21 protein-coding genes are annotated in these 19,424 nt (G+C 40.4%); 14 read left to right on the forward strand and 7 right to left on the reverse strand.

The window, feature by feature from the left end:
- The first annotated feature begins 63 nt into the window (after positions 1 to 63).
- Together D0T84_RS04355 and D0T84_RS22810 are read left to right on the forward strand one after the other, a co-directional pair.
- Entirely contained in the window at positions 64 to 567 is a 504-nt protein-coding gene (locus D0T84_RS04355; protein ID WP_163306397.1) for a pyridoxamine 5'-phosphate oxidase family protein, read from the forward strand.
- A 116-nt stretch (positions 568 to 683) separates the two neighbouring features.
- Positions 684 to 812, forward strand: a complete 129-nt coding sequence (locus D0T84_RS22810; protein WP_255495184.1) for a hypothetical protein — start codon at positions 684 to 686, stop codon at positions 810 to 812.
- Positions 813 to 1,114: 302 nt separating this feature from the next.
- On the opposite strand, the gene D0T84_RS04360 is transcribed toward D0T84_RS22810, so the two are convergent.
- The 4 genes from D0T84_RS04360 to D0T84_RS04375 form a co-directional block, all read right to left on the reverse strand.
- Positions 1,115 to 1,675 (reverse strand): NUDIX hydrolase, encoded by a 561-nt coding sequence (locus D0T84_RS04360; protein ID WP_163306399.1) that lies wholly within the window; start codon positions 1,673 to 1,675, stop codon positions 1,115 to 1,117.
- A 12-nt stretch (positions 1,676 to 1,687) separates the two neighbouring features.
- Positions 1,688 to 2,023, reverse strand: a complete 336-nt coding sequence (locus D0T84_RS04365) for a cupin domain-containing protein (protein WP_163306401.1) — start codon at positions 2,021 to 2,023, stop codon at positions 1,688 to 1,690.
- 5 nt (positions 2,024 to 2,028) lie between these two features.
- Positions 2,029 to 2,844 carry a peptidylprolyl isomerase gene (locus D0T84_RS04370; protein WP_255495186.1) on the reverse strand — a complete coding sequence of 272 codons (816 nt, stop codon included), beginning with the start codon at positions 2,842 to 2,844 and terminating at the stop codon, positions 2,029 to 2,031.
- 460 nt (positions 2,845 to 3,304) lie between these two features.
- Positions 3,305 to 3,871, reverse strand: a complete 567-nt coding sequence (locus tag D0T84_RS04375) for an energy transducer TonB (RefSeq protein WP_163306403.1) — start codon at positions 3,869 to 3,871, stop codon at positions 3,305 to 3,307.
- Positions 3,872 to 5,488: 1,617 nt separating this feature from the next.
- Here D0T84_RS04375 and pyrH point away from each other — a divergent pair.
- From pyrH to D0T84_RS04435, 11 genes are all read left to right on the forward strand, one after another.
- Positions 5,489 to 6,199, forward strand: coding sequence for a UMP kinase (gene pyrH / locus D0T84_RS04385; RefSeq protein ID WP_163306407.1), 711 nt, complete (start codon positions 5,489 to 5,491; stop codon positions 6,197 to 6,199).
- A complete protein-coding gene (locus D0T84_RS04390) occupies positions 6,186 to 6,536 on the forward strand; it encodes a hypothetical protein (protein WP_163306409.1) in 351 nt (116 codons plus the stop codon). The genes pyrH and D0T84_RS04390 overlap by 14 nt, the downstream gene beginning before the upstream one ends.
- A gap of 153 nt (positions 6,537 to 6,689) precedes the next feature.
- Positions 6,690 to 7,253 carry a ribosome recycling factor gene (frr, locus tag D0T84_RS04395; protein WP_163306411.1) on the forward strand — a complete coding sequence of 188 codons (564 nt, stop codon included), beginning with the start codon at positions 6,690 to 6,692 and terminating at the stop codon, positions 7,251 to 7,253.
- 93 nt (positions 7,254 to 7,346) lie between these two features.
- Positions 7,347 to 8,273 carry a ribosome small subunit-dependent GTPase A gene (gene rsgA, locus D0T84_RS04400; RefSeq protein WP_163306413.1) on the forward strand — a complete coding sequence of 309 codons (927 nt, stop codon included), beginning with the start codon at positions 7,347 to 7,349 and terminating at the stop codon, positions 8,271 to 8,273.
- A gap of 139 nt (positions 8,274 to 8,412) precedes the next feature.
- Positions 8,413 to 8,784, forward strand: a complete 372-nt coding sequence (locus D0T84_RS04405; protein WP_163306415.1) for a DUF2809 domain-containing protein — start codon at positions 8,413 to 8,415, stop codon at positions 8,782 to 8,784.
- Positions 8,785 to 9,171, forward strand: coding sequence for a hypothetical protein (locus D0T84_RS04410; protein WP_163306416.1), 387 nt, complete (start codon positions 8,785 to 8,787; stop codon positions 9,169 to 9,171).
- 392 nt (positions 9,172 to 9,563) lie between these two features.
- On the forward strand, positions 9,564 to 11,000 hold the full coding sequence (gene cls / locus D0T84_RS04415; RefSeq protein WP_163306417.1) for a cardiolipin synthase: 1,437 nt from the start codon (positions 9,564 to 9,566) through the stop codon (positions 10,998 to 11,000).
- A gap of 6 nt (positions 11,001 to 11,006) precedes the next feature.
- On the forward strand, positions 11,007 to 12,218 hold the full coding sequence (locus D0T84_RS04420; protein ID WP_163306419.1) for a peroxiredoxin: 1,212 nt from the start codon (positions 11,007 to 11,009) through the stop codon (positions 12,216 to 12,218).
- A 182-nt stretch (positions 12,219 to 12,400) separates the two neighbouring features.
- The gene (gmd, locus tag D0T84_RS04425) at positions 12,401 to 13,552 is read left to right on the forward strand and encodes a GDP-mannose 4,6-dehydratase (RefSeq protein WP_163306421.1); all 1,152 of its coding nucleotides are present in this window, start codon (positions 12,401 to 12,403) and stop codon (positions 13,550 to 13,552) included.
- Positions 13,553 to 13,569: 17 nt separating this feature from the next.
- On the forward strand, positions 13,570 to 14,664 hold the full coding sequence (locus D0T84_RS04430) for a GDP-L-fucose synthase family protein (RefSeq protein WP_370525426.1): 1,095 nt from the start codon (positions 13,570 to 13,572) through the stop codon (positions 14,662 to 14,664).
- A gap of 46 nt (positions 14,665 to 14,710) precedes the next feature.
- On the forward strand, positions 14,711 to 15,874 hold the full coding sequence (locus tag D0T84_RS04435; RefSeq protein WP_163306425.1) for an OmpA family protein: 1,164 nt from the start codon (positions 14,711 to 14,713) through the stop codon (positions 15,872 to 15,874).
- A gap of 174 nt (positions 15,875 to 16,048) precedes the next feature.
- Here D0T84_RS04435 and D0T84_RS04440 read toward each other — a convergent pair whose 3' ends face one another.
- From D0T84_RS04440 to D0T84_RS04450, 3 genes are all read right to left on the reverse strand, one after another.
- Positions 16,049 to 16,480 carry a DUF5606 domain-containing protein gene (locus D0T84_RS04440; protein ID WP_163306426.1) on the reverse strand — a complete coding sequence of 144 codons (432 nt, stop codon included), beginning with the start codon at positions 16,478 to 16,480 and terminating at the stop codon, positions 16,049 to 16,051.
- Between the two features lie 133 nt (positions 16,481 to 16,613).
- Positions 16,614 to 17,549 carry a bifunctional methionine sulfoxide reductase B/A protein gene (locus D0T84_RS04445; protein WP_163306428.1) on the reverse strand — a complete coding sequence of 312 codons (936 nt, stop codon included), beginning with the start codon at positions 17,547 to 17,549 and terminating at the stop codon, positions 16,614 to 16,616.
- Between the two features lies 1 nt (position 17,550).
- Positions 17,551 to 17,889: a hypothetical protein gene (locus D0T84_RS04450; protein WP_163306430.1), complete on the reverse strand. Its 339-nt coding sequence runs from the start codon at positions 17,887 to 17,889 to the stop codon at positions 17,551 to 17,553.
- 117 nt (positions 17,890 to 18,006) lie between these two features.
- On the opposite strand from D0T84_RS04450, the gene D0T84_RS04455 reads away from it, so the two are divergent.
- Positions 18,007 to 19,266 (forward strand): DNA recombination protein RmuC, encoded by a 1,260-nt coding sequence (locus tag D0T84_RS04455; protein ID WP_163306432.1) that lies wholly within the window; start codon positions 18,007 to 18,009, stop codon positions 19,264 to 19,266.
- Positions 19,267 to 19,424 lie beyond the last annotated feature (158 nt).

A 19,424-nucleotide genomic window follows, 5' to 3' on the forward strand; every position in this document is an offset into this window, starting at 1 on the left:
TCGCAATCGGGTGCAGTTCTTTTTTATTGTATATTTGTCCTGAACGAAATAGAGATAACCATTATGATAACAGTTACCATCGAAGAACGCCACCTGATAGAGGATATTATCGCCAAAAATACGATTTGCTATGTCGGTATGACCGACAAAGAAGGCCTACCTTATGTTATCCCCATGAACTTCGGTTATCAGGACGACATTATATATCTGCATTCTGCTCAGCAAGGCAGCAGTATAGAAGCCCTGAATATCAATCCGAATGTATGTATTACCTTCTGTACCGAATCCACACTGACTTACCAGAACAAGGAAGTGGCCTGTAGTTACCGCATGAAGGGAGCCAGCGTTATTTGTCGAGGCAAGGTTGTTTTCGAAGAAGATTTTCAGGAGAAGGTAAAAGCCCTTGATATCATAATGAAGCACTATTCCAGCCGGAGTTTTACCTATTCAGACCCCGCCGTTAACAATGTGCGGATATGGAAAGTGGAAATAGATTCCATTTCCACGAAAGTATTTGGAGTGCCACATCCTAATTCCCGTAACTATAAGGATAAACTGGAGTTTTAAGCTTTCATAATACTTCGGGCTGTATATTGTATCTGAGATTTCTGTAATATTTCTGCGCAGAATCGTCTGTCTGCCTTCACTGCGTTATACCAGCCCTCCGATTCTTTGCCTTACTTTTGCCCAAAGCCGCAAAAGTAAGCAAAAAGGCATTGCGCCTCGCTTCGCCGTACGACCCACCATCGGTTTGCCGGCTGAATGAAGTGATGAAAGCCTCATCATGCTACAGGTTGGGAGAGTTTGCTTAAACGCGCCCGCACTTCATTCTACGCCGCCTGCACCGGGTGGGTACCCCGTACACTTGCTAATGGCGCTGGCTGACGCATGACCAGAATCATCGCTTTCGGAGTCCTCGGTGTTGCATTGCTACTCCGTATTTGATACAGAATCATAGAGTGGTATCTATTTGATTGCAAGTGTGTTGCGTGCTAAAAAGTAATAGCAATTACTCTTTTTTATTTTCGACACACACTCGAGCGAAGCGAAGGGGGGTAGACAAGATACCCATTAGATATAATTTGGATATTTATTTAAAATTAGATATAAATCACTAGACAAGATCATTCGTTGCCAAATACTTCCAAAGGGCGGCGGCATGCATCGATTGCCTTATCCCGTCATTGTATAATAATGCTTTCAGTTCATCGATGGACAGGAAATGCACAGAAATATCTTCTGTCGACTCCAGATGCTGTTCCGATATTTTCTCTACATCGGTTGCCAGAAAGCAATACGTGGTATTGGTATGTGTTCCCGGGTTAGCGGATGTTGTCATCAATAGTTCCCATTTTCCGTTTCCGAAGCCTGTTTCTTCGAGCAGTTCCCTGCGGGCGGATATTTCGGGCGACGCGTCTTCTGCTTCACATACACCTGCACACAGTTCCAGAGCTGTACACTTCAACCCGTGCCTGTATTGGCGTACCATCACAAATTGATTTTCCTTCGTAATGGCTATTGTGCATACCCAGTCAGGATATTCATATACATAATAGTTTTGTATCTGGTTGCCATTCGGTAACTGTACATGGTCTTTGCGTACGGTAAACCAAGGTTCACGCGAAAGGTATTCACTATTCAATACTTTCCACGCCTTATCATCTGTTTTATTCATTATTGTCAAAAGTTATAAAAAATCTTTTCTGGCAGGTGTAAATGTGTCTATTATAGCGCCTTCTTCGATGCAAACCACGCCGTGAGGGCTGTTTGACGGAACGAAGAACCCATCTCCTTTTTCCAGCAGTTGCTTTTCCCCGTCTATTGTGACCTCAAATTTACCGCTCTCTATATAAGATGCCTGCACATGCGGGTGGTGGTGTACCGCACCGATGGCTCCCGATTCGAAGCTGACCTTTACCAGCATGATATTTTCGTCATATCCCAGCATCCGGCGTGTAACACCTTCTCCGGCATTTTCCTTGGGGATATCGTTGTTTAGTATAAATATATTGCTTTGTTTCATCTGTTTTATTTTTCCATAACCACCACATTCATAAATACGCTTTTCAGTGGCTTATCCTTTTCGTTCGTCCTCACACGCTGTATTTTATCTACAACGTCCATCCCTTCCAGTACTTCGCCAAAGACAGTATATTCATTGTCGAGAAACGGCGTGCCTCCTCTTGTGGTGTAGAATTCGCGTTGCTTGTCGGTATACAGAATCTCGGATTCTCTGCCTTTAGCCTGCTCCTCAGCCTGCTTCAGCCAATCTGCGCGCATTGCCGATGCCGAAGCGCTGTCCCCGCTTTTCAGCAAGGCTTTTAGCGTGTCGAGGTTTGTCGATTGTATGTCTTTATATATCCTCTGTTTTAGCCGCTCGTAACGCTGTTTCTCTATTTCGGATAGTTTATTGTCCGAACATAATTCGCCGGTTACGATATAAAACTGTGAAGCGTCCGATGCTTTTGTCGGATTTTCCGCGTCTCCCCAACGGGCTGCCGCAAGCGCTCCCCGTTTATGAAATAGCTGGGGGAATTTTATTTCGGCGGCAATGGTGTCTCCCAGCGTTTTGTCCTCTTCCAGTGCAGTTGTGTCGGAGACATTTCTGGTTTTAGGGTCGCCTCCCTGTATCATAAAGTCCTGTATCACCCTGTGAAAAGTGAGGTTCTTATAAAAACCTTCTTCCGCTAGTTTCAGGAAATTGTCCCGGTGTCCCGGCGTTTCATTATATAATTTAACCTTGATGTTGCCATAACTGGTTTGTATAACTACTATCGGTTCTTTCGGTTTATTGCTACACATGGTAAATAATAAAATTAGAATAACAAGCCATAGATTTTTCATATCGTTATATCCTTTACGAATGGGACAAAGATAGTGTTTTTTCAGAACTTGCGATAGTATTCCTTTACCATTATCATCGGTTTAATCGTGTCAAAACCTGATTTGGAAGCTGTCGGTTTCATTTCCGGTTACGTAGAGATTTTTCCGAATTGCCCTGTTTTAAAATCAAGTAAGTAATGGAACGTATTTATCATTACTTATAATAGAGTTTATATTCAATAAGATTATATATGGTTTATTCTCTGTGATTTAATTGCCTCCTGCTTTAGCTGGAGGATAATAGTCTAATCAGATAATGGCTTTAGCCAAAATGTTTTGACTAAAGTCGTTTTCTATCTGTATTATTATCCACGACTTGAAAGTCGTGGCAACTAAAACTCCTAAAAATATGCATCTTACTCTTTTATTGAATATAAACTCTAATGAATTCTGTACTTTTTTCTTCATTTTTATCTTTCTGTCACATAAGCCGGAAAGAGACAGGCAATGTGTAATATACATCTACATTCACCCCGTTTTGCTTTCCCGGTATCCATTTGGGCATCGATTGGATTACCCGTATGGCTTCATTGTCAAATTCAGTAGCTAAACTCCTGAGTACGCGTATGTCTTCTATGTCGCCTGTCTTTGTTACGGTAAATCGCAGTACTACCCGCCCCTGAGCATCTGTAGTCTGGGGATATTTCAGGTTTTCCCGGATATATTTCATCATAGCTTCTGTGCCTCCGTCAAATTCCGGCATCACTTCAACCACCATATAAGGCTCTTTTTGCTCCGGCCCTTTCGGCTCTATGGGGTAGGAGGGGCGCAAGGTTTCCTCGGGGTATGCAGTGTCATCGATGATTACCGGAGGTACGAATTTGACTGTAGGCTTCGGCGGAATGGTATCTTTGACAGGGAACGTTAACTTCGGAATATCAAAACCCGTTACAGGGACAAATTCTTTACTCTGACCGGTCTCGCATGATAACAGGGAGCTGACGGCTGCTAGCATTGCAAGTTTTATAACTGTCGCTTTTTGTGCCATAGTATATACTTTTATATATAGATGTCATCTTAGCCGTTTTTCCATAAAGCATTTTACCTTTTAATTTTTTGGTAACAATTATGTATAAAAAAGCAAGAGAGTCGTTTTGGTAAAATGTTATTAGCTAATGATGTGAATCAGTATTTCGTTTTGTTTAAATTATGTGTTCTTTTATTTTTTATTCTGCGCGCAATCACAGATTGCTTGCCTTACTTTTGGCCAAAGCTCCAAAAGTAAGCAAAAAAGCATTGCGCCCCGCTTCGCCGTACGACCCACCATCGGCTTGCCGGCTGAATGAAGTGATGAAAGATTCATCATTGCAATAATTGGCAGATGATGCTTAAAAGCGCCCGCACTTCATTCTACGCCGCCTGCACCGGGTGGGTACCCCGTACGCTTGCTAATGGCGCTGGCTGACGCCTGACGAGCAGGATTTATCCCAATGTCATCAATAAAGAAATCTTATACCCTGTCATCCTGAACGATAGTGAAGGATCTCTTTTCTTAAAAGCACTTTGCCTACACGGGATGCTTCGTCCTTCAGCATGACAAAGAGAAAAAAAGCTAAACTTAATGACATTGGGGTCTATCCTCTGTCTTGACATTGCGTCGCGACTCCGTGCATCTGTTCCGCAGGCGGGGTACCCACCCGGTGCAGGCGGCGTGAAACGGGATGTTGTCCGAGCCGCAGGNTCCGTGCATACGTTCCGCAGGCGGGGTACCCACCCGGTGCAGGCGGCGTGAAACGGGATGTTGTCCGAGCCGCAGGCGAGTTTCGTCCCGTTTAGCCGGCAAGCCGTTGGTGGGTCGCCGAGGGACAAAGCACTAGCCTTTTGCCTTCTTTTGGGCAATGCCAAAAGAAGGGGCAAGCCCGGGAGGGCGCGGCAGCAGGGAGCTACGGCTAAAGTATTTAGCCTAGGATAGCCTTTATGCAAAAAATAAAAGAACGTTTTAAGTAGCGAGGGCAGAACTGAATTAAAAATTCATGTTATGCCGAGTCACGACAAACAACGTTCACACGAGCGAAGCGTATGTAAAACGACTAATGAAATTTATAAACCCCTGATTCGCATTGTTTATAAGCAAAAAGTGACAAAAGTGACAGCTTTTCACTTTGTTTTTTATGTTACTTTTTTTCATGATTTCGAAAACCTCTCTGTTGGTGCGGACATTTTGTCCGTGTCTTACTCGAAGAGTAATTATTGCTTCGTAACGCACAAACTGCAAGTCTGCGCGGGCAGGGCTTACCATTTCTTGGCGCAAGTTTAGCAAAGCGGGACTTGTAGTAAAAGTGTGAAGGGATGTTGTGTTGTAAGGTGTTTTAAATCAGGTGTTTATATATAAAAAGTGACAATTGAATTGAAAATAGACGGAGTCAAAATCGACGAAGCGAAGCGTAGTCAAATGTGACAGCTTTTTGATACTTTTCATTGTTACTTTACTATCTTTATCAGCAAGTCAAAGACCCTGTCATAATAAGATAATTTTATTCATTTGTCCTTCATTGAAATCAAAGAGAAAAATCTTATTGTGATTCATTAATAAAATCTAACATATAAACCAAGCTTTTCTAATTTCATAAAATTGTACTAGATTTGCACCAATATTGAAACAGTTATGGTAAAATATAATCGAATTCTCCTTAAGCTGAGCGGAGAATCCCTCATGGGAGAGCAGCAATACGGCATAGACGTCAACCGCCTGAATGAATATGCCACCCAGATAAAGGCTGTTGCCGACATGGGAGTACAGATAAGTATTGTAATAGGAGGAGGAAATATTTTCCGCGGGCTGAGCGGGGCATCGGAAGGTTTCGACCGTGTGAAGGGCGACCAGATGGGGATGCTCGCCACCGTAATCAACAGCCTGGCCCTTAGTTCTGCGCTGGTAGCTATCAGGCAGAAAGCACGGGTGCTGACAGCTATCCGTATGGAGCCTATAGGCGAGATATACAGTAAATGGAAAGCCATAGAAGCCATGCAAAGCGGAGAGGTTGTCATACTATCCTGCGGTACAGGCAATCCGTTTTTTACGACCGACACGGGTTCTTCACTGAGGGGTATAGAAATAGAAGCGGATGCGATGCTAAAGGGTACGCGCGTCGACGGCGTTTATACGGCAGACCCCGAAAAAGACCCTACAGCCACCAAGTTCGATTCTATTTCGTATGACGAAGTGTATAAACGCGGGCTGAAAGTAATGGATATGACGGCGACTGTCATGTGTAAAGAAAATAATCTCCCTATCGTGGTTTTCGATATGGATACTCCGGGTAACCTGGAGAAATTGATGAAAGGCGAAAAAATAGGTACTTATGTACATGCATAATACAGACAATGTAATGGTTGAGGATCAGTTGTATAATCAGGCTATGTATATGATCCGCAAAAGGGAAAACCCTGAGAGTGTCAAGATATTCCTTATAGAGAAAGGCCTGAACGAAGAGGATGCTTATATCATACTGAATGATATAATAGACACCGTAAACAGGGATAATATGAAGACAGCCAAAAGGAATATCTTTCTGGGGTGCCTGGTTTGCGCGCTGGGAGCCTTTATCACTATTACGGCGCATACTGTGGTTACATCGCTGCTTATACTGGCGGGTATAGCCCAGTTTATTATAGGCTTAACGCAATTGCCGAGAAACAAAGTAGACAGTTAGCAGTCAACAGTTAGCAGTTAATAACTCATAACTTATAATTCATGATTCATAACTAAAACACACTTTTACCGGGCTTTGCCCACTCCTCCCATTTGGGGAGGTAGGGAGGGGTGTTATAACTCATATTCATACTCATAACTAAATATTAATGCTATGGCAGCAGACCTAAAACAAATCGAACAGAAAGCAGAAGTCAAAATGCAGTCTTCTGTTGAATTTTTAGATGAAACTTTATCCCGTATCCGTGCCGGAAAAGCGAATCCGCATATCCTTGACGGTATAAAGTTGGATTACTATGGAACACTTACCCCGCTGAGCGGCGTAGCGGCTATTAATACCCCTGATGCCAGAACTATTATTGTTCAGCCGTGGGAAAAACAGATGCTGAAAGAGGTTGAAAAAGCGATTTTGAACTCTGATGTAGGTATTACTCCCGACAACAACGGCGAGGTAATCCGTTTATCTATACCTCCATTGACAGAGGAACGCCGCAAGGCTCTGGTGAAACAGGCAAAGCAAGAGGCCGAAGAAGCCAAAGTGAGTGTGCGCAATGCACGCCGTGACGCGATCGACGCTTTCAAAAAATCGGTGAAAGAAGGTGTAGCGGAAGATGTGGCGAAAGATGCCGAAAATGATATGCAGAAACTTCATGATAAGTATATCAAGAAGATAGATGATGTTTTTGCATTGAAAGAAAAAGAAATATTGACAGTATAATACCAATTAGCAGATTTGAGAATTCGGGAATTAGCAAATGGTAGAATAAAAACATCTGCTAATTTCCGAATTTGCTAATATGCTAATTCACAAATGACAGGTCTCGTAATAAAAAATACAGGTAGCTGGTATCTGGTTCGTACCGATGAGGGCAAAGATATCGAATGTAAGGTAAAAGGTAACTTTCGCCTCAAAGGCATACGCAGCACCAATCCTATTGCGGTAGGAGACAGGGTAGCCATCGTTGTGAACAATGAAGGCACAGCCCTGATTGCAGAAATAGAAGACCGTAAGAATTACATTATCCGCCGATCGTCCAACCTGTCGAAGCAGTCTCATATTATCGCTGCCAACCTCGACTTGTGTTTCCTTATCGTTACCGTTAATCATCCGGTAACGTCCACCGTCTTTATAGATCGTTTTCTGGCTTCGGCAGAAGCATACCGTGTGCCGGTAAACCTGATATTCAATAAGACGGATATTTACACAGAGGAAGAATCGGAATATATGGATGCCCTGATTGCCCTGTACGATCATATAGGGTATCCCGGCATCAAAATTTCAGCTTTACAAAACTCCGGATTAGAAACGTTAAAAGAAAGAATAACCGGAAAAATTACTTTGTTCTCAGGCCATTCGGGAGTAGGGAAGTCTACCCTGATCAATGCACTGATACCTGATGCGGAACTTAAGACCGGAGCAATCTCCGATTATCACGGGAAAGGGATGCATACGACGACTTTCTCGGAAATGATAGAATTGCCGCAAGGAGGATTTATTATCGATACCCCCGGGATAAAGGGGTTCGGGACAGTGGATATGGAAAAAAATGAGATCTTCCACTTTTTCCCCGATATATTCAGGTTCTCTAAGGATTGCCGGTTCAATAACTGCATCCATATAAACGAGCCGGGCTGCGCAGTCAGGGAGGCTGTCGAAAAACATTATATAAGCGAAAGCCGGTACAAGTCTTACCTGAGCATGATGGACGAAGATATAGCTGAGAAATACAGGAAGTGAGTTAGATACCCCTCCCAGCCTCCACTAAGGGGAGGAGTGTACAAGAGGGCAATTAAATATGAATAAACAATAACATCTATACGGCTTCGCCTGCTGCTCCCCCTTTGGGGAGGCCGGGAGGAGTGCTTAATTTAATAGTATGAAATGGAGGTTTGATAAGAAATCTTTCGTTATTTCCCTTATTATTTTTTTTGTAGAAGTACTAATTGCTAAATTTGTAGATGACGCTTTCATCCGTCCTTATGGCGGGGATATACTGGTCGTTATCCTGATATATTATTTTGTCAGGTCATTTATCCGGGTCGAGCCGTTATATCTGGCAATAGGAGTAGTCCTTTTTGCTTATATGATAGAGATAGGGCAGTATTTCGGGCTGGTAGAAATACTAGGTATGCAGGATAACAGGTTTATGCGTACTATAATAGGCACTTCGTTTAGCTGGGGAGATATCGTCTGTTACACTATAGGAGGGTTTATTTGTTACCTGATAAACAGGAAGGAGAAAATATAAATGTTGCAACAGCGGAAAAAAGATTATTTACAGCGGCTGATAGACGAATTCTTTAAGAAATTACAGCAAGTGGTCAGTGGAGATGCACAATTGGGCGATGCCGAAAGGCAATCATTGCTGCAAGAATGCTTCGTATTCTTTTCTGAAAACTTTGATGTTTCCGGTTCAGAAAATCTTCCCATGCTGGTAGAAAAGATCAGCGATGGCGAATTGCTGGAGCAATACGCGAAAGCGTTGATGCTCAGGTATGATATCTCGGAGCAGAAAGATAGGGGCGACTTGTACAGAGCCCTTGAGATTGTAGAATATATTCAGGATGCCGATAAGACCTATTCGTGGGATAGAGTAGTTTTAAGGGAAGATTTACTTCACAGGCTGGGTGAGTGAAATTGGATTAGGTTAGTAACATGTAAAAATAACTTGGCCTTTTTCATCCTTCGGTTAAGAACGAATCGCTAGGTAGAAATTAATTTACCAGATTATTTTTTAATCGGAAAATATTTGGATTAAATTTTATTATAACTTTGAGCTAAGTACATGACAAAAAATATATACTATCATTCTAACCCTTCCCCCTTCGGGTACTTCCCTTTATCAAAAGGGAAGAGTGCCTGACGGATCAAACGGCATCTGTCTTCGTTTTGCGACTCTCCCCTCGCAGAAGGGGAGTGCCCACAGGGCGAGGGGTTGAGCCATAATAATCTATTTTTTTGTCATGTACTTATAATTTTGAACTTATATTAAATAACAAACAGGTTTGCGGCCTAATATATTACTGAATGGAAGCAGCAGCACAGGCAACCGACCATCTTATTCTACTTTTCCAGATACTTTATGTTGTTACCGCTTTGGGTACGATGGTAGTTGTAATCTCGGAAAACAGGAATCCTTTGAAAACGATTTCATGGGTGCTGATCCTATTGCTGTTACCATTAGTAGGGCTTATTATTTATTATTTCTTTGGGGAAGACAACCGTAAGCAGCGCCTTATTTCCCACAAGATGTATAAAAAGCTCAACCGGCGTTCGATCGGGAGGCGCGAATTACTTGAGACATTAAATCCTCCGGTAGAGTATAAAGGATTGGTAAACCTGCTGAACAGATTGAAAGGCACCCCCTTGTATGGCGGAAGCGATGTTACCTTTTACTCTTCGGGCCCGGAAAAATTCGCAGCGTTGTTTGAAGAACTGGAAAAAGCGGAAAAACATATCCATATCCAATACTATATCTTTCTGGATGATGAAATCGGCAGCAAGACCCGGGATATCCTAGTGCGTAAAGCAGCGGAGGGCGTCGAAGTACGTCTTATTTACGATGATGTAGGCTCATGGAAAGCCAAGCGTAGCTTTTTTCAAGATATGCAGGCTAAGGGGGTTGAGGTGCAGCCTTTCCTCAAAGTAGCGTTTAAGTTCCTGACGAGCAGGGTTAATTACCGGAATCACAGGAAGATTGTAATCATAGACGGCAAAGTAGGATTTGTAGGAGGCATGAATGTCGCCGACCGCTATATTAATGGTCTGGGAACAGGTATATGGCGCGATAGCCACATCAAGATAGAGGGCAAGGCGGTAGCAGGCCTGCAAACCTCTTTCCTGATAGACTGGTATTCGTCACGGAAAGAGTTTCTTGCCTCGGATACATACTACCCGGTATTGGAGAATAAGGGGTGTAATATGATACAATTGGTCACAAGCGGGCCGGTCGGCCGTTTCAAGGATATTCATCTGGGCATATTGCAGGCTATATCCAATGCCAAAGAAAGCGTATATATACAGACCCCCTACTTTATACCTACCGATTCGTTGTTGCAGGTAATACAGATGGCAGCCATGCGCGGTGTAGATGTACGCCTGATGCTTCCGCGCGATTCGGATACCACATTTGTACACATCGCGTCAATGTCTTTTCTGAATGAAGTATTGGAGGCGAAGGTAAGCGTCTATTTCTTTGAGGCCGGTTTTCTTCATTCCAAGCTGATGACGGTAGACAATTCCCTTACAATTACCGGTTCTGCCAATATGGATATGCGTAGTTTTGAACATAATTTCGAAATAGACGCTTTTATTTATAATGAAGATACATGCCGGAAAGCCCGGGAAATATTTTTTAAAGATATGGAGCAATCTTCTTTATTGATGCAGGAGGACTGGGACAAAAGATCCCGTGTCGAGAAATTTAAAGAATCCGTAATGCGGTTATTCTCACCATTATTATAATTATTTATGATGAAACAGATACATTTTTTTTCTATTAAAAATCTTTTATTACTAATTGTTTTTATCCCATATATCACAAACGCCCAAAAGATTGAAATACAGCTGCCTTCACAGGCAAATGAAGGGTATGCGTTTCTACTGAACAAAGGTATCAGGCAGGATACTATCCAGAAAGGGGTATTCTCCGCTACAGGACAAACGACTATTCTGATACCGGATAAATATAGGGATTATACAGGTATAGGCTCGTTGCAGACAGGAGGGGCCGCACCTTTTAATATGATTATAAACCATGAGTCATTTGCCGTGGAGCAGGATAACGGCAATAAATATGTATTTAAGGGTTCGCCCGAAAATACATATTTATATTCGATAATACAGGATCAGGTGATGCCTGTTCCCGATTCTACCTTATATGCTTCCCGTTTTGTAGATATGATAAGGTATAGCCAGTCGCTGAGGAAAATCAACTCACAGATGATACCTAACCTGATGGAAAAGACGAATATTCGTAATTATGCTACAAATAATCTTGATTTGGAATTGCTCTATACCAGTGGTTTGTGGTACGAGGTAGTAGATGGTTTATTGAGATTGTACGGAGGGCAACAGGCACTGGGAGAGAATATGGTTCAAATACTGGAAAATATAAAATCCGAAGAGGTCTTTGTCCATCTTGTGGATAATCTGATTACAATTACAGAACAGTACGGGTGGGATGATGCATTCAATATAATAATACCCTATGTAGAAAGTTCAGGGAGGATCCCTGTGCCCCAGGGCAAAATATATTTGGCATTTGCCCTGGCCAAAGCGCGTGAAGGGATAAAAGCGCCGGAGATCGAAGGCCTGGCCAAATCTTTGCAGCAGGGTGCCAGCAAATATAATTTACTTGTTTTCTATAATCCTGGCTGTGAGAACTGCCATGTTCAAATAAAACAATTGATAAAAAAGTATACAGAATTAAAAGATAGGGGAGTCCGGATAATTTCCATTTCGGGCGGAAGCGATAAGTTGGCTTTCGAACAAGAGCAAAAAGAATATCCTTGGGAAGATAAGCTTTGCGACTTCAATGGCTTTTCAGGCAAAAACTTCATAAATTTTGGAATAATGGGTACACCTGTATTTTTTCTGCTTGATAAAGAAGGATATATTGTTAAGCGTTTTGCACAAGTATCGGAGTTAGAGCCTAATATAAATAGCATCGAAGAAAAATGAAGGAATAAATACTAAAATAAAGACTTTTTTGTTTGTTTTAGTTAAAAAAAATATATCTTTGTGGCTTGAACTCGTCTTTTTGAACTGATCGGTAAAAACGGTTGGGGTAGGGATGAATCAAGTTGTATAATTATAAAAATAACTAACATTAGTCTTAATAAAGAATTTTATTAAGTGAATTTATGAGTAAAATAGCACTCATCACAGGCGTTACAGGACAAGATGGAGCTTATCTGTCTGAATATTTGATAAAAAAAGGATATACGGTACATGGTTTAAAAAGAAGATCATCGTTGTTCAATACAGACCGTATAGATCATTTATATCAAGATCCTCATGATGAAAACAGGAATATGATACTTCATTATGGAGATATGACAGATAGCATGAATCTGACGCGCATAATAGGTGATGTAAAGCCCGATGAAATTTATAACCTTGCGGCTATGAGTCATGTAAAGGTTAGTTTCGATACGCCTGAATATACAGCCAATGCTGATGGAATAGGTACTCTTCGTGTATTGGAAGCTGTTCGGCTTTTGAACTTGACAGATAAAACAAGAATATATCAAGCGTCAACTTCAGAACTGTATGGCTTGGTGCAGGAGATACCACAGAAGGAGACTACTCCGTTTTATCCCAGAAGTCCGTATGCAGTGGCAAAATTATATGCATATTGGATTACGGTGAATTATAGAGAAGCCTATGGTATGCACGCCAGCAATGGTATCTTATTTAATCATGAATCTCCATTGAGGGGAGAGACCTTTGTGACCCGGAAAGTAACACGTGCGGTGGCGCGTATTGTATTAGGATTGCAGGATAAGGTTTATATGGGTAATTTATCCAGTAAGCGGGATTGGGGACATGCTAAGGACTATATTAAGGCAATGTACCTTATTTTGCAGCAAGATACTCCGGATGATTATGTTATCTCAACAGGAGTAACGACTACCATCCGGGAGTTCATTAAAATGTCATTTGCCGAGGTCGGAGTAGAAGTTGACTTTAAAGGCGAAAATGAACAAGAGAAAGGCTATATTGTAAATGTCAATGACGATGAGTTTTCTCGTGTTGTCGGGGTTGAGCATCTCGACGATTTTAAGAAAAGGATAGGGCAGTCAGTTGTGGGAGTTGACCCTGCTTATTATCGCCCGACAGAAGTTGAAATTCTTATTGGCGATAATACAAAAGCCAGAACAAAGTTAGGCTGGGAGCCTACATACGATCTTAAGGGGCTTTGTCAGGACATGGTTATCCATGATGTTGAGTTAATGAAAAAGGAAGAATACCTCAAAAATGGAGGTTATCGGATTTTTAATTATTTTGAGTAAGGAGATATTTGTTAATGATAGAAAAGAACGCTAAAATATATGTAGCTGGCCACAGAGGTTTGGTCGGTTCCGCGATTCTTCGATGTCTTAAAAATAAAGGTTATACAAATTTTGTATTAAGGACTCACTCTGAGTTGAATCTTGTAGATCAGACAGCAGTAGCAGAGTTTTTTGCAAAAGAAAAACCGGAATACGTATTCCTGGCAGCGGCCAAGGTAGGTGGTATAATAGCCAATAATACATACCGGGGACAATTCATATATGAAAATTTGATGATTCAGAATAATGTTATTCATCAATCATATGTGAATAAAGTGAAAAAATTAGTATTTTTGGGCAGTTCTTGTATTTATCCAAAAGAGGCGCCGCAGCCAATGAGCGAAGATGCTTTATTGACAGGTCCTTTGGAATATACAAATGAGCCATACGCTATTGCTAAGATAGCAGGATTGAAGATGTGCGAAAGCTATAATATCCAGTACGGAACTAATTTTATAGCAGTAATGCCAACAAATTTATATGGCCCAAATGATAATTTTAATCTGGAGACATCTCATGTCTTGCCGGCTATACTCCGGAAAATCCATTTAGGAAAATGTCTGGAAGAAAATGCTTGGGATATTATCAGAAAGGATTTAGATATTCGTCCTATAGAAGGTATATCTGGTAAATCATCAGAATCCCAGATATTAGATATACTAGGTAAATACGGAGTAAGGAAAACGGAAGAAAATACTGTCCAGGTTGAATTGTGGGGATCTGGAAGACCAATGAGAGAGTTTCTGTGGAGCCAGGAAATGGGAGATGCAACAGTTTTTGTGATGGAATCAGTAAACTTTTTAGACTTAGCTAGTGTTATAGAGGATAAAGAGATTAGGAATACACACATTAATATTGGTACGGGGGTTGAGATTTCTATAAAAGATGTTGCAAACCTTGTAAAACGACTAGTAGGATTCTCCGGTAATTTATGGTTCAATACAGATAAGCCCGATGGTACAATGCGAAAATTATCAGATGTATCAAAACTGAATTCTTTAGGCTGGAGACATAAAGTCGAAATAGAGGATGGCCTGCGGATGATGTATAATTGGTATACTGAATATAAATAAAATTTGAATATAAGAGAGTGTTTAATTATAATTTAAAAGATTGATTATGAAAAAAGTAAGTTTACTTTTAGTTTTAGTTTTTGCGGCTGTTTCTACATTTGCTCAAACAAGCGGATTTAGCACAAAGGAAGGTCGTAATGCAACTTTTGCGCGTAACGGTTTTTGGGATAACTGGTTTATCGGTGTCGGTGCTGGTGCTAATATGGTTATTGGTGATGACAACAGCGATGCTGATTTCTTGAATCGTTTGACTGTTGCTCCTACTGTTCAGGTTGGTAAATGGTTTAACCCTTACATTGGAGGTCGTTTGAAATTCCAAGGAGGTTCCTTGCACAATTTCTTCAATAATGCAACCAATATGCTTCACAACAAGTATTTCGCTGTTGAGGCTGATGTAATGTGGGATGTGACAAACTATCTAGGAAAATATAGCGAAACAAGATTATATAGCCTTATTCCGTATGTAGGTATTGGTGGAGCTATTGGCTGGGATTACAAAATGAATGGTGCAACTCATCCAGGTGGAAAACAAAGAAATTTCACTATCAATGGTGGTATCATCAACAAATTTAGAATCACTGACAGAATAGCTTTGGATATTGATCTTTCTGCAATGTTGCTTAAAGAAGCATTTAATCATGGTGGTGCTGATTCTTATGATGGTTTAGTAGGTGCTTCTGCTAGCTTGGTATTCAAAATTGGTAAGAAAACTGATTTCTCTGAAGCGTTGTTAATGGATCAAGGTCTTCTAGATGATCTGAATGGCCAAATCAACAAGCTTCGTCAGGAAAATGACGCTTTGAGAAACAGACAACCAGAAAAAGCTAATTGCCCAGATTGTCCTAAGTGTCCAGAAGTTAAGCAACCAGTTGATGCAGGTTCTAAAACATTTGTTTCTAACGTAGTATTCTTCCGTTTAGGTAGTGCAGTTATTGACAAAAACCAAGAAGTTAGCATCTACAACACAGCTAAATATCTACAAGATAATCCTAGCAAAAATGTTAAGATTGTAGGTTATGCTGATAAGAAAACTGGTACAGCTTCTATCAACATGAAACTTTCTGAAAAACGTGCTAAAAATGTTGCTAATGCGTTGATCAACAAATACAACATCAACAGCAACCGCGTTAAAGTTGAGTGGAAAGGTGATACAGAACAACCATATGCAGAAAATGCATGGAACCGTGTTGCAATCTTCTTCGCTGAATAATTCAGCCGACAAAATCAAATAAAATAAGGGTGGAGATCCATCTCCACTCTTTTTTTAAAACACTCTTAATATTAATAAATTAAGCTGAATTTTTAAAGCACAATAAAAAAAGCTGAACTTCCAGAAAGTTCAGCTTTTTTTATTGTGCTTGATTTATTTAATTATCTATTAAATTTACTCTGCTTTATCGGCTTCTTCTGCCTCTTTATCTGTTTCATCTTCTTTCTCATAATCGAAGGCGGCCTCAGTTAGAGTATTGTACCAATTGATTATCTTCTTTATATCTGTAGGATATACGCGATCCTTGTCAAAGTCTGGTAGTATCTCCAGAAAATATTTCTTTAGTTCCTCAGGTTTTGCATTTGGATTAATAGATGCCTTACTCCCGTTTTCTTTGTTCTTAATAGAAATGAGGATGTCTTTTAGAGGTACATCATCTGTTTCGGTATATATAGATATATCTCCCAATGAGACAACTTTGTCGCGTGCATGAATCGGAATTTTCTTATTATCTACTAGAGACTCTACAATAACCATGTTTTTGCTGTTTGATATTAATTTGTAAAGTCCGGGCTTTCCGGAAATAGATAAGACTGTTTTAAGCATAAAATTGTAATTTGGTTTTAAAATACTTATTTGATTTTAGTTAAGGCACAAAAATAACATGAATACATTTAATATAATAATTTAATGTATCCAAATTATAGCTTATTTTCTTAATTAATTAAAATACATTTACTTAGTCGAATATTTTCTTATATACATGGCAATAGGGACTTGTACCCTTATGCTTATAATATTGTTGATGATAGTCTTCGGCTTTCCAGAATGTAGATAAAGGCTTTAGCATAGTAGCAACTTTATACCCTTTATTTTCCAGTATTTTAATATACTTTTCCGCTATTTCCTTTTCCGAATTATCCGCATAGAATATGCACGAAAGGTATTGAGGGCCGATATCAGGGCCTTGACCGTCTGTCTGAGTAAAATCATGCGTTTCGAAGAATAACCGCACTAAATCGTCATATGATGTTTTGGAAGTATCGTATTCCACTTCTGTGGTTTCCAAATGCCCTGTGTTTTTCTGGCATACCTGTTCGTAACTTGGATGGTCTACATGCCCTCCCATAAAGCCGACAGCAGTATGTTCAACCCCATTGGCTTTCATGAAATAATATTCTGTACCCCAGAAACAGCCTGAGGCAAAATAAGCTTTTTTAATCATTTTATTTTCTTCCAGTATAAATTTTAATGAAATTGAATTAACACAATGCCTTGTTTCTTTGTTGGTAAATCCTTCGTTAAGGAATACATGACCCAGATGTGCGCCGCAATTTGAGCAGATTATCTCTGTACGCCTGCCATCTGCATCGGGTACGCGTTTTATCGCATCTTTTATTTCATCATCGAAAGACGGCCATCCACAATGTGAATCAAATTTGTCTGACGAACGGTAAAGCGGAGTGTCGCATCTTCTGCAAATGTAGGTGCCGGCTCGTTTATTATTCGTATATTCACCAGTATACGGAGCCTCGGTGCCTTTATGTATTATAACCCGTTCTTCATCGGGAGTAAGCTTATTATACTTCATATTCTCTTGTTCTGTTTTATTTTGACTTTGAGCGCAAGATATTCCCATTGCGATGATGTATAAAAAATATATCAGCTGCTTCATTTTATGCCCCTTCTTTATAATATTTTCTGAAAGCAAATAGCTTCCTGTTTTTTAGATATGATAAATCATGCATATTGCAGTATGCCTCTCTTTCGTATGAGATATTCATGTATGCTTCGAACCGGTTTTGATACTGGCACAGGCGGATAACCCATTCTACGAAGTAGCTCAAATAGAAGAATATGACCAACATTTCAAGCATTTGCCGTGTATGTATAAGTTCATGATTCTTCTCCGCATCACTTAGGTTGCCATAGTCTTTTCGGACAATAATAAGCCCGAAGAGGTTGATTGCTCCAAAATCTTTTGGCGGAAAATGTTTACTATGCAATATCTTCATTCTGAAATTTATCAGACAAAAGTATCTTTGAGTAGGGATGTTCACAAGTTTTTTCAGGCAAATTTTGTTAAAGGTGATATTTTGAATAACTTTCCGTCTCTTTTAAAACAAATCTATATGGAATTAGTTTATGCCGGAGTAATACTGGTTCTGGCTGTCATTGTCATCATTTTTATCCAGCGAAGTAGCAGGCAGAGGGAATCGGAACTTAAGAATGAAATCAGCCGTTTGTCAATAGATAAAGAATCCTTGCAGAAAGTGCAAGTAGATAATGTAAAGGAAATTGCAGAAACGAAAGCCCTCCTTCAGTCCAGAGAAGAGCAATTGCGGATGCAGCAGGAAGAGCTTTTGGATACCCGTAACCAGTTGAATAAGGATTTTCAGGTATTGGCCAATCAGATACTCGAAGAAAAGACGCTGCGTTTTACAGACGTCAACAGGGCGAATATGGAAGCCATTTTGAAGCCTCTGAACGAGAAACTGGTAGAGTTTAAGGCAAAGGTAGAGGAAACGTATGATAAAGAATCCAAGCAGCGCTTTTCACTGGAAGAACGCATAAAGGACCTAGTTGCCCTGAATAATCAGATTAGTGAGGATGCCAACAATCTGACAAAAGCGCTGAAGGGTAATAACAAGATACAGGGCAACTGGGGGGAAATGATCCTGGAATCGATTCTGGAAAAGTCGGGATTGAAAAAAGGAGAAGAATATTTTACACAGGAATTTATCACAGATGAGAACGGTGTCCGTGTACAGAATGAACAGCAAAAATATATGCAACCGGATGTGGTTGTGGTCTATCCGGGCGGACGTAAGATTATTATCGACTCTAAAGTCTCATTGAGCGCTTATGTGAAATATGTGGAAGCTGAGACTGATGATATGAAGTCTGTTGCTGAAAAAGAACATGTGACGTCAATAAAGCAGCATGTGGACGAGCTAAGCCAAAAATCGTATCAGGACTTTATCGATTCGCTTGATTTTGTAATGATGTTTGTACCCAACGAGCCGGCATATATTCTGGCAATGCAGCTGGATTCCTCATTGTGGGACTATGCCTATCGTAAGCGTATTTTGCTGATAAGCCCTACAAACCTGATAGCCTCTCTGAAAGTAGTTGCTGATTTGTGGAAACGGGAATATCAAAGCCGGAATGCGATTGAGATAGCTAAGCGTGGTGCGACTCTTTATGATAAATTCGCGGGCTTTGTAGAAACGTTGCAGGATGTAGGTAAGAATATAGAACGCTCTCAGAAAGCTTATAATAAAGCGTTTTCTCAACTAAAAGAAGGGAACGGTAATTTGATACGTCAGGCTGAAATGCTAAAAGAACTGGGAGTTAAGGCCCAAAAAGAATTACCGGAGAGTGACGATTGAGTTAAAATATGTTAAATATCTAAAGAAAAATGGCGAAAATATGTTTTATAACATAAAAAATACTATCTTTGTACTGTGTTTTTCATGGTATTAGATTTAAGGTTAACAATGAAGATTGGTTGTCGCGATGACAACCTTTTCTTTTTTATATAGGTATG

Source organism: Dysgonomonas sp. 521 (assembly GCF_010501055.1).
In the GTDB taxonomy this organism is placed as follows: domain Bacteria; phylum Bacteroidota; class Bacteroidia; order Bacteroidales; family Dysgonomonadaceae; genus Dysgonomonas.

Coding starts and splice junctions, on each gene's coding strand:
- D0T84_RS04355 (WP_163306397.1), top strand. CDS start 64: ATGATAACAGTTACCATCGAAGAACGCCACCTGATAGAGGATATTATC.
- D0T84_RS04360 (WP_163306399.1), bottom strand. CDS start 1,675: ATGAATAAAACAGATGATAAGGCGTGGAAAGTATTGAATAGTGAATAC.
- D0T84_RS04365 (WP_163306401.1), bottom strand. CDS start 2,023: ATGAAACAAAGCAATATATTTATACTAAACAACGATATCCCCAAGGAA.
- D0T84_RS04370 (WP_255495186.1), bottom strand. CDS start 2,844: ATGAAAAATCTATGGCTTGTTATTCTAATTTTATTATTTACCATGTGT.
- D0T84_RS04375 (WP_163306403.1), bottom strand. CDS start 3,871: ATGGCACAAAAAGCGACAGTTATAAAACTTGCAATGCTAGCAGCCGTC.
- pyrH (WP_163306407.1), top strand. CDS start 5,489: ATGGTAAAATATAATCGAATTCTCCTTAAGCTGAGCGGAGAATCCCTC.
- D0T84_RS04390 (WP_163306409.1), top strand. CDS start 6,186: ATGTACATGCATAATACAGACAATGTAATGGTTGAGGATCAGTTGTAT.
- frr (WP_163306411.1), top strand. CDS start 6,690: ATGGCAGCAGACCTAAAACAAATCGAACAGAAAGCAGAAGTCAAAATG.
- rsgA (WP_163306413.1), top strand. CDS start 7,347: ATGACAGGTCTCGTAATAAAAAATACAGGTAGCTGGTATCTGGTTCGT.
- D0T84_RS04405 (WP_163306415.1), top strand. CDS start 8,413: ATGAAATGGAGGTTTGATAAGAAATCTTTCGTTATTTCCCTTATTATT.
- D0T84_RS04410 (WP_163306416.1), top strand. CDS start 8,785: ATGTTGCAACAGCGGAAAAAAGATTATTTACAGCGGCTGATAGACGAA.
- cls (WP_163306417.1), top strand. CDS start 9,564: ATGGAAGCAGCAGCACAGGCAACCGACCATCTTATTCTACTTTTCCAG.
- D0T84_RS04420 (WP_163306419.1), top strand. CDS start 11,007: ATGATGAAACAGATACATTTTTTTTCTATTAAAAATCTTTTATTACTA.
- gmd (WP_163306421.1), top strand. CDS start 12,401: ATGAGTAAAATAGCACTCATCACAGGCGTTACAGGACAAGATGGAGCT.
- D0T84_RS04435 (WP_163306425.1), top strand. CDS start 14,711: ATGAAAAAAGTAAGTTTACTTTTAGTTTTAGTTTTTGCGGCTGTTTCT.
- D0T84_RS04440 (WP_163306426.1), bottom strand. CDS start 16,480: ATGCTTAAAACAGTCTTATCTATTTCCGGAAAGCCCGGACTTTACAAA.
- D0T84_RS04445 (WP_163306428.1), bottom strand. CDS start 17,549: ATGAAGCAGCTGATATATTTTTTATACATCATCGCAATGGGAATATCT.
- D0T84_RS04450 (WP_163306430.1), bottom strand. CDS start 17,889: ATGAAGATATTGCATAGTAAACATTTTCCGCCAAAAGATTTTGGAGCA.
- D0T84_RS04455 (WP_163306432.1), top strand. CDS start 18,007: ATGGAATTAGTTTATGCCGGAGTAATACTGGTTCTGGCTGTCATTGTC.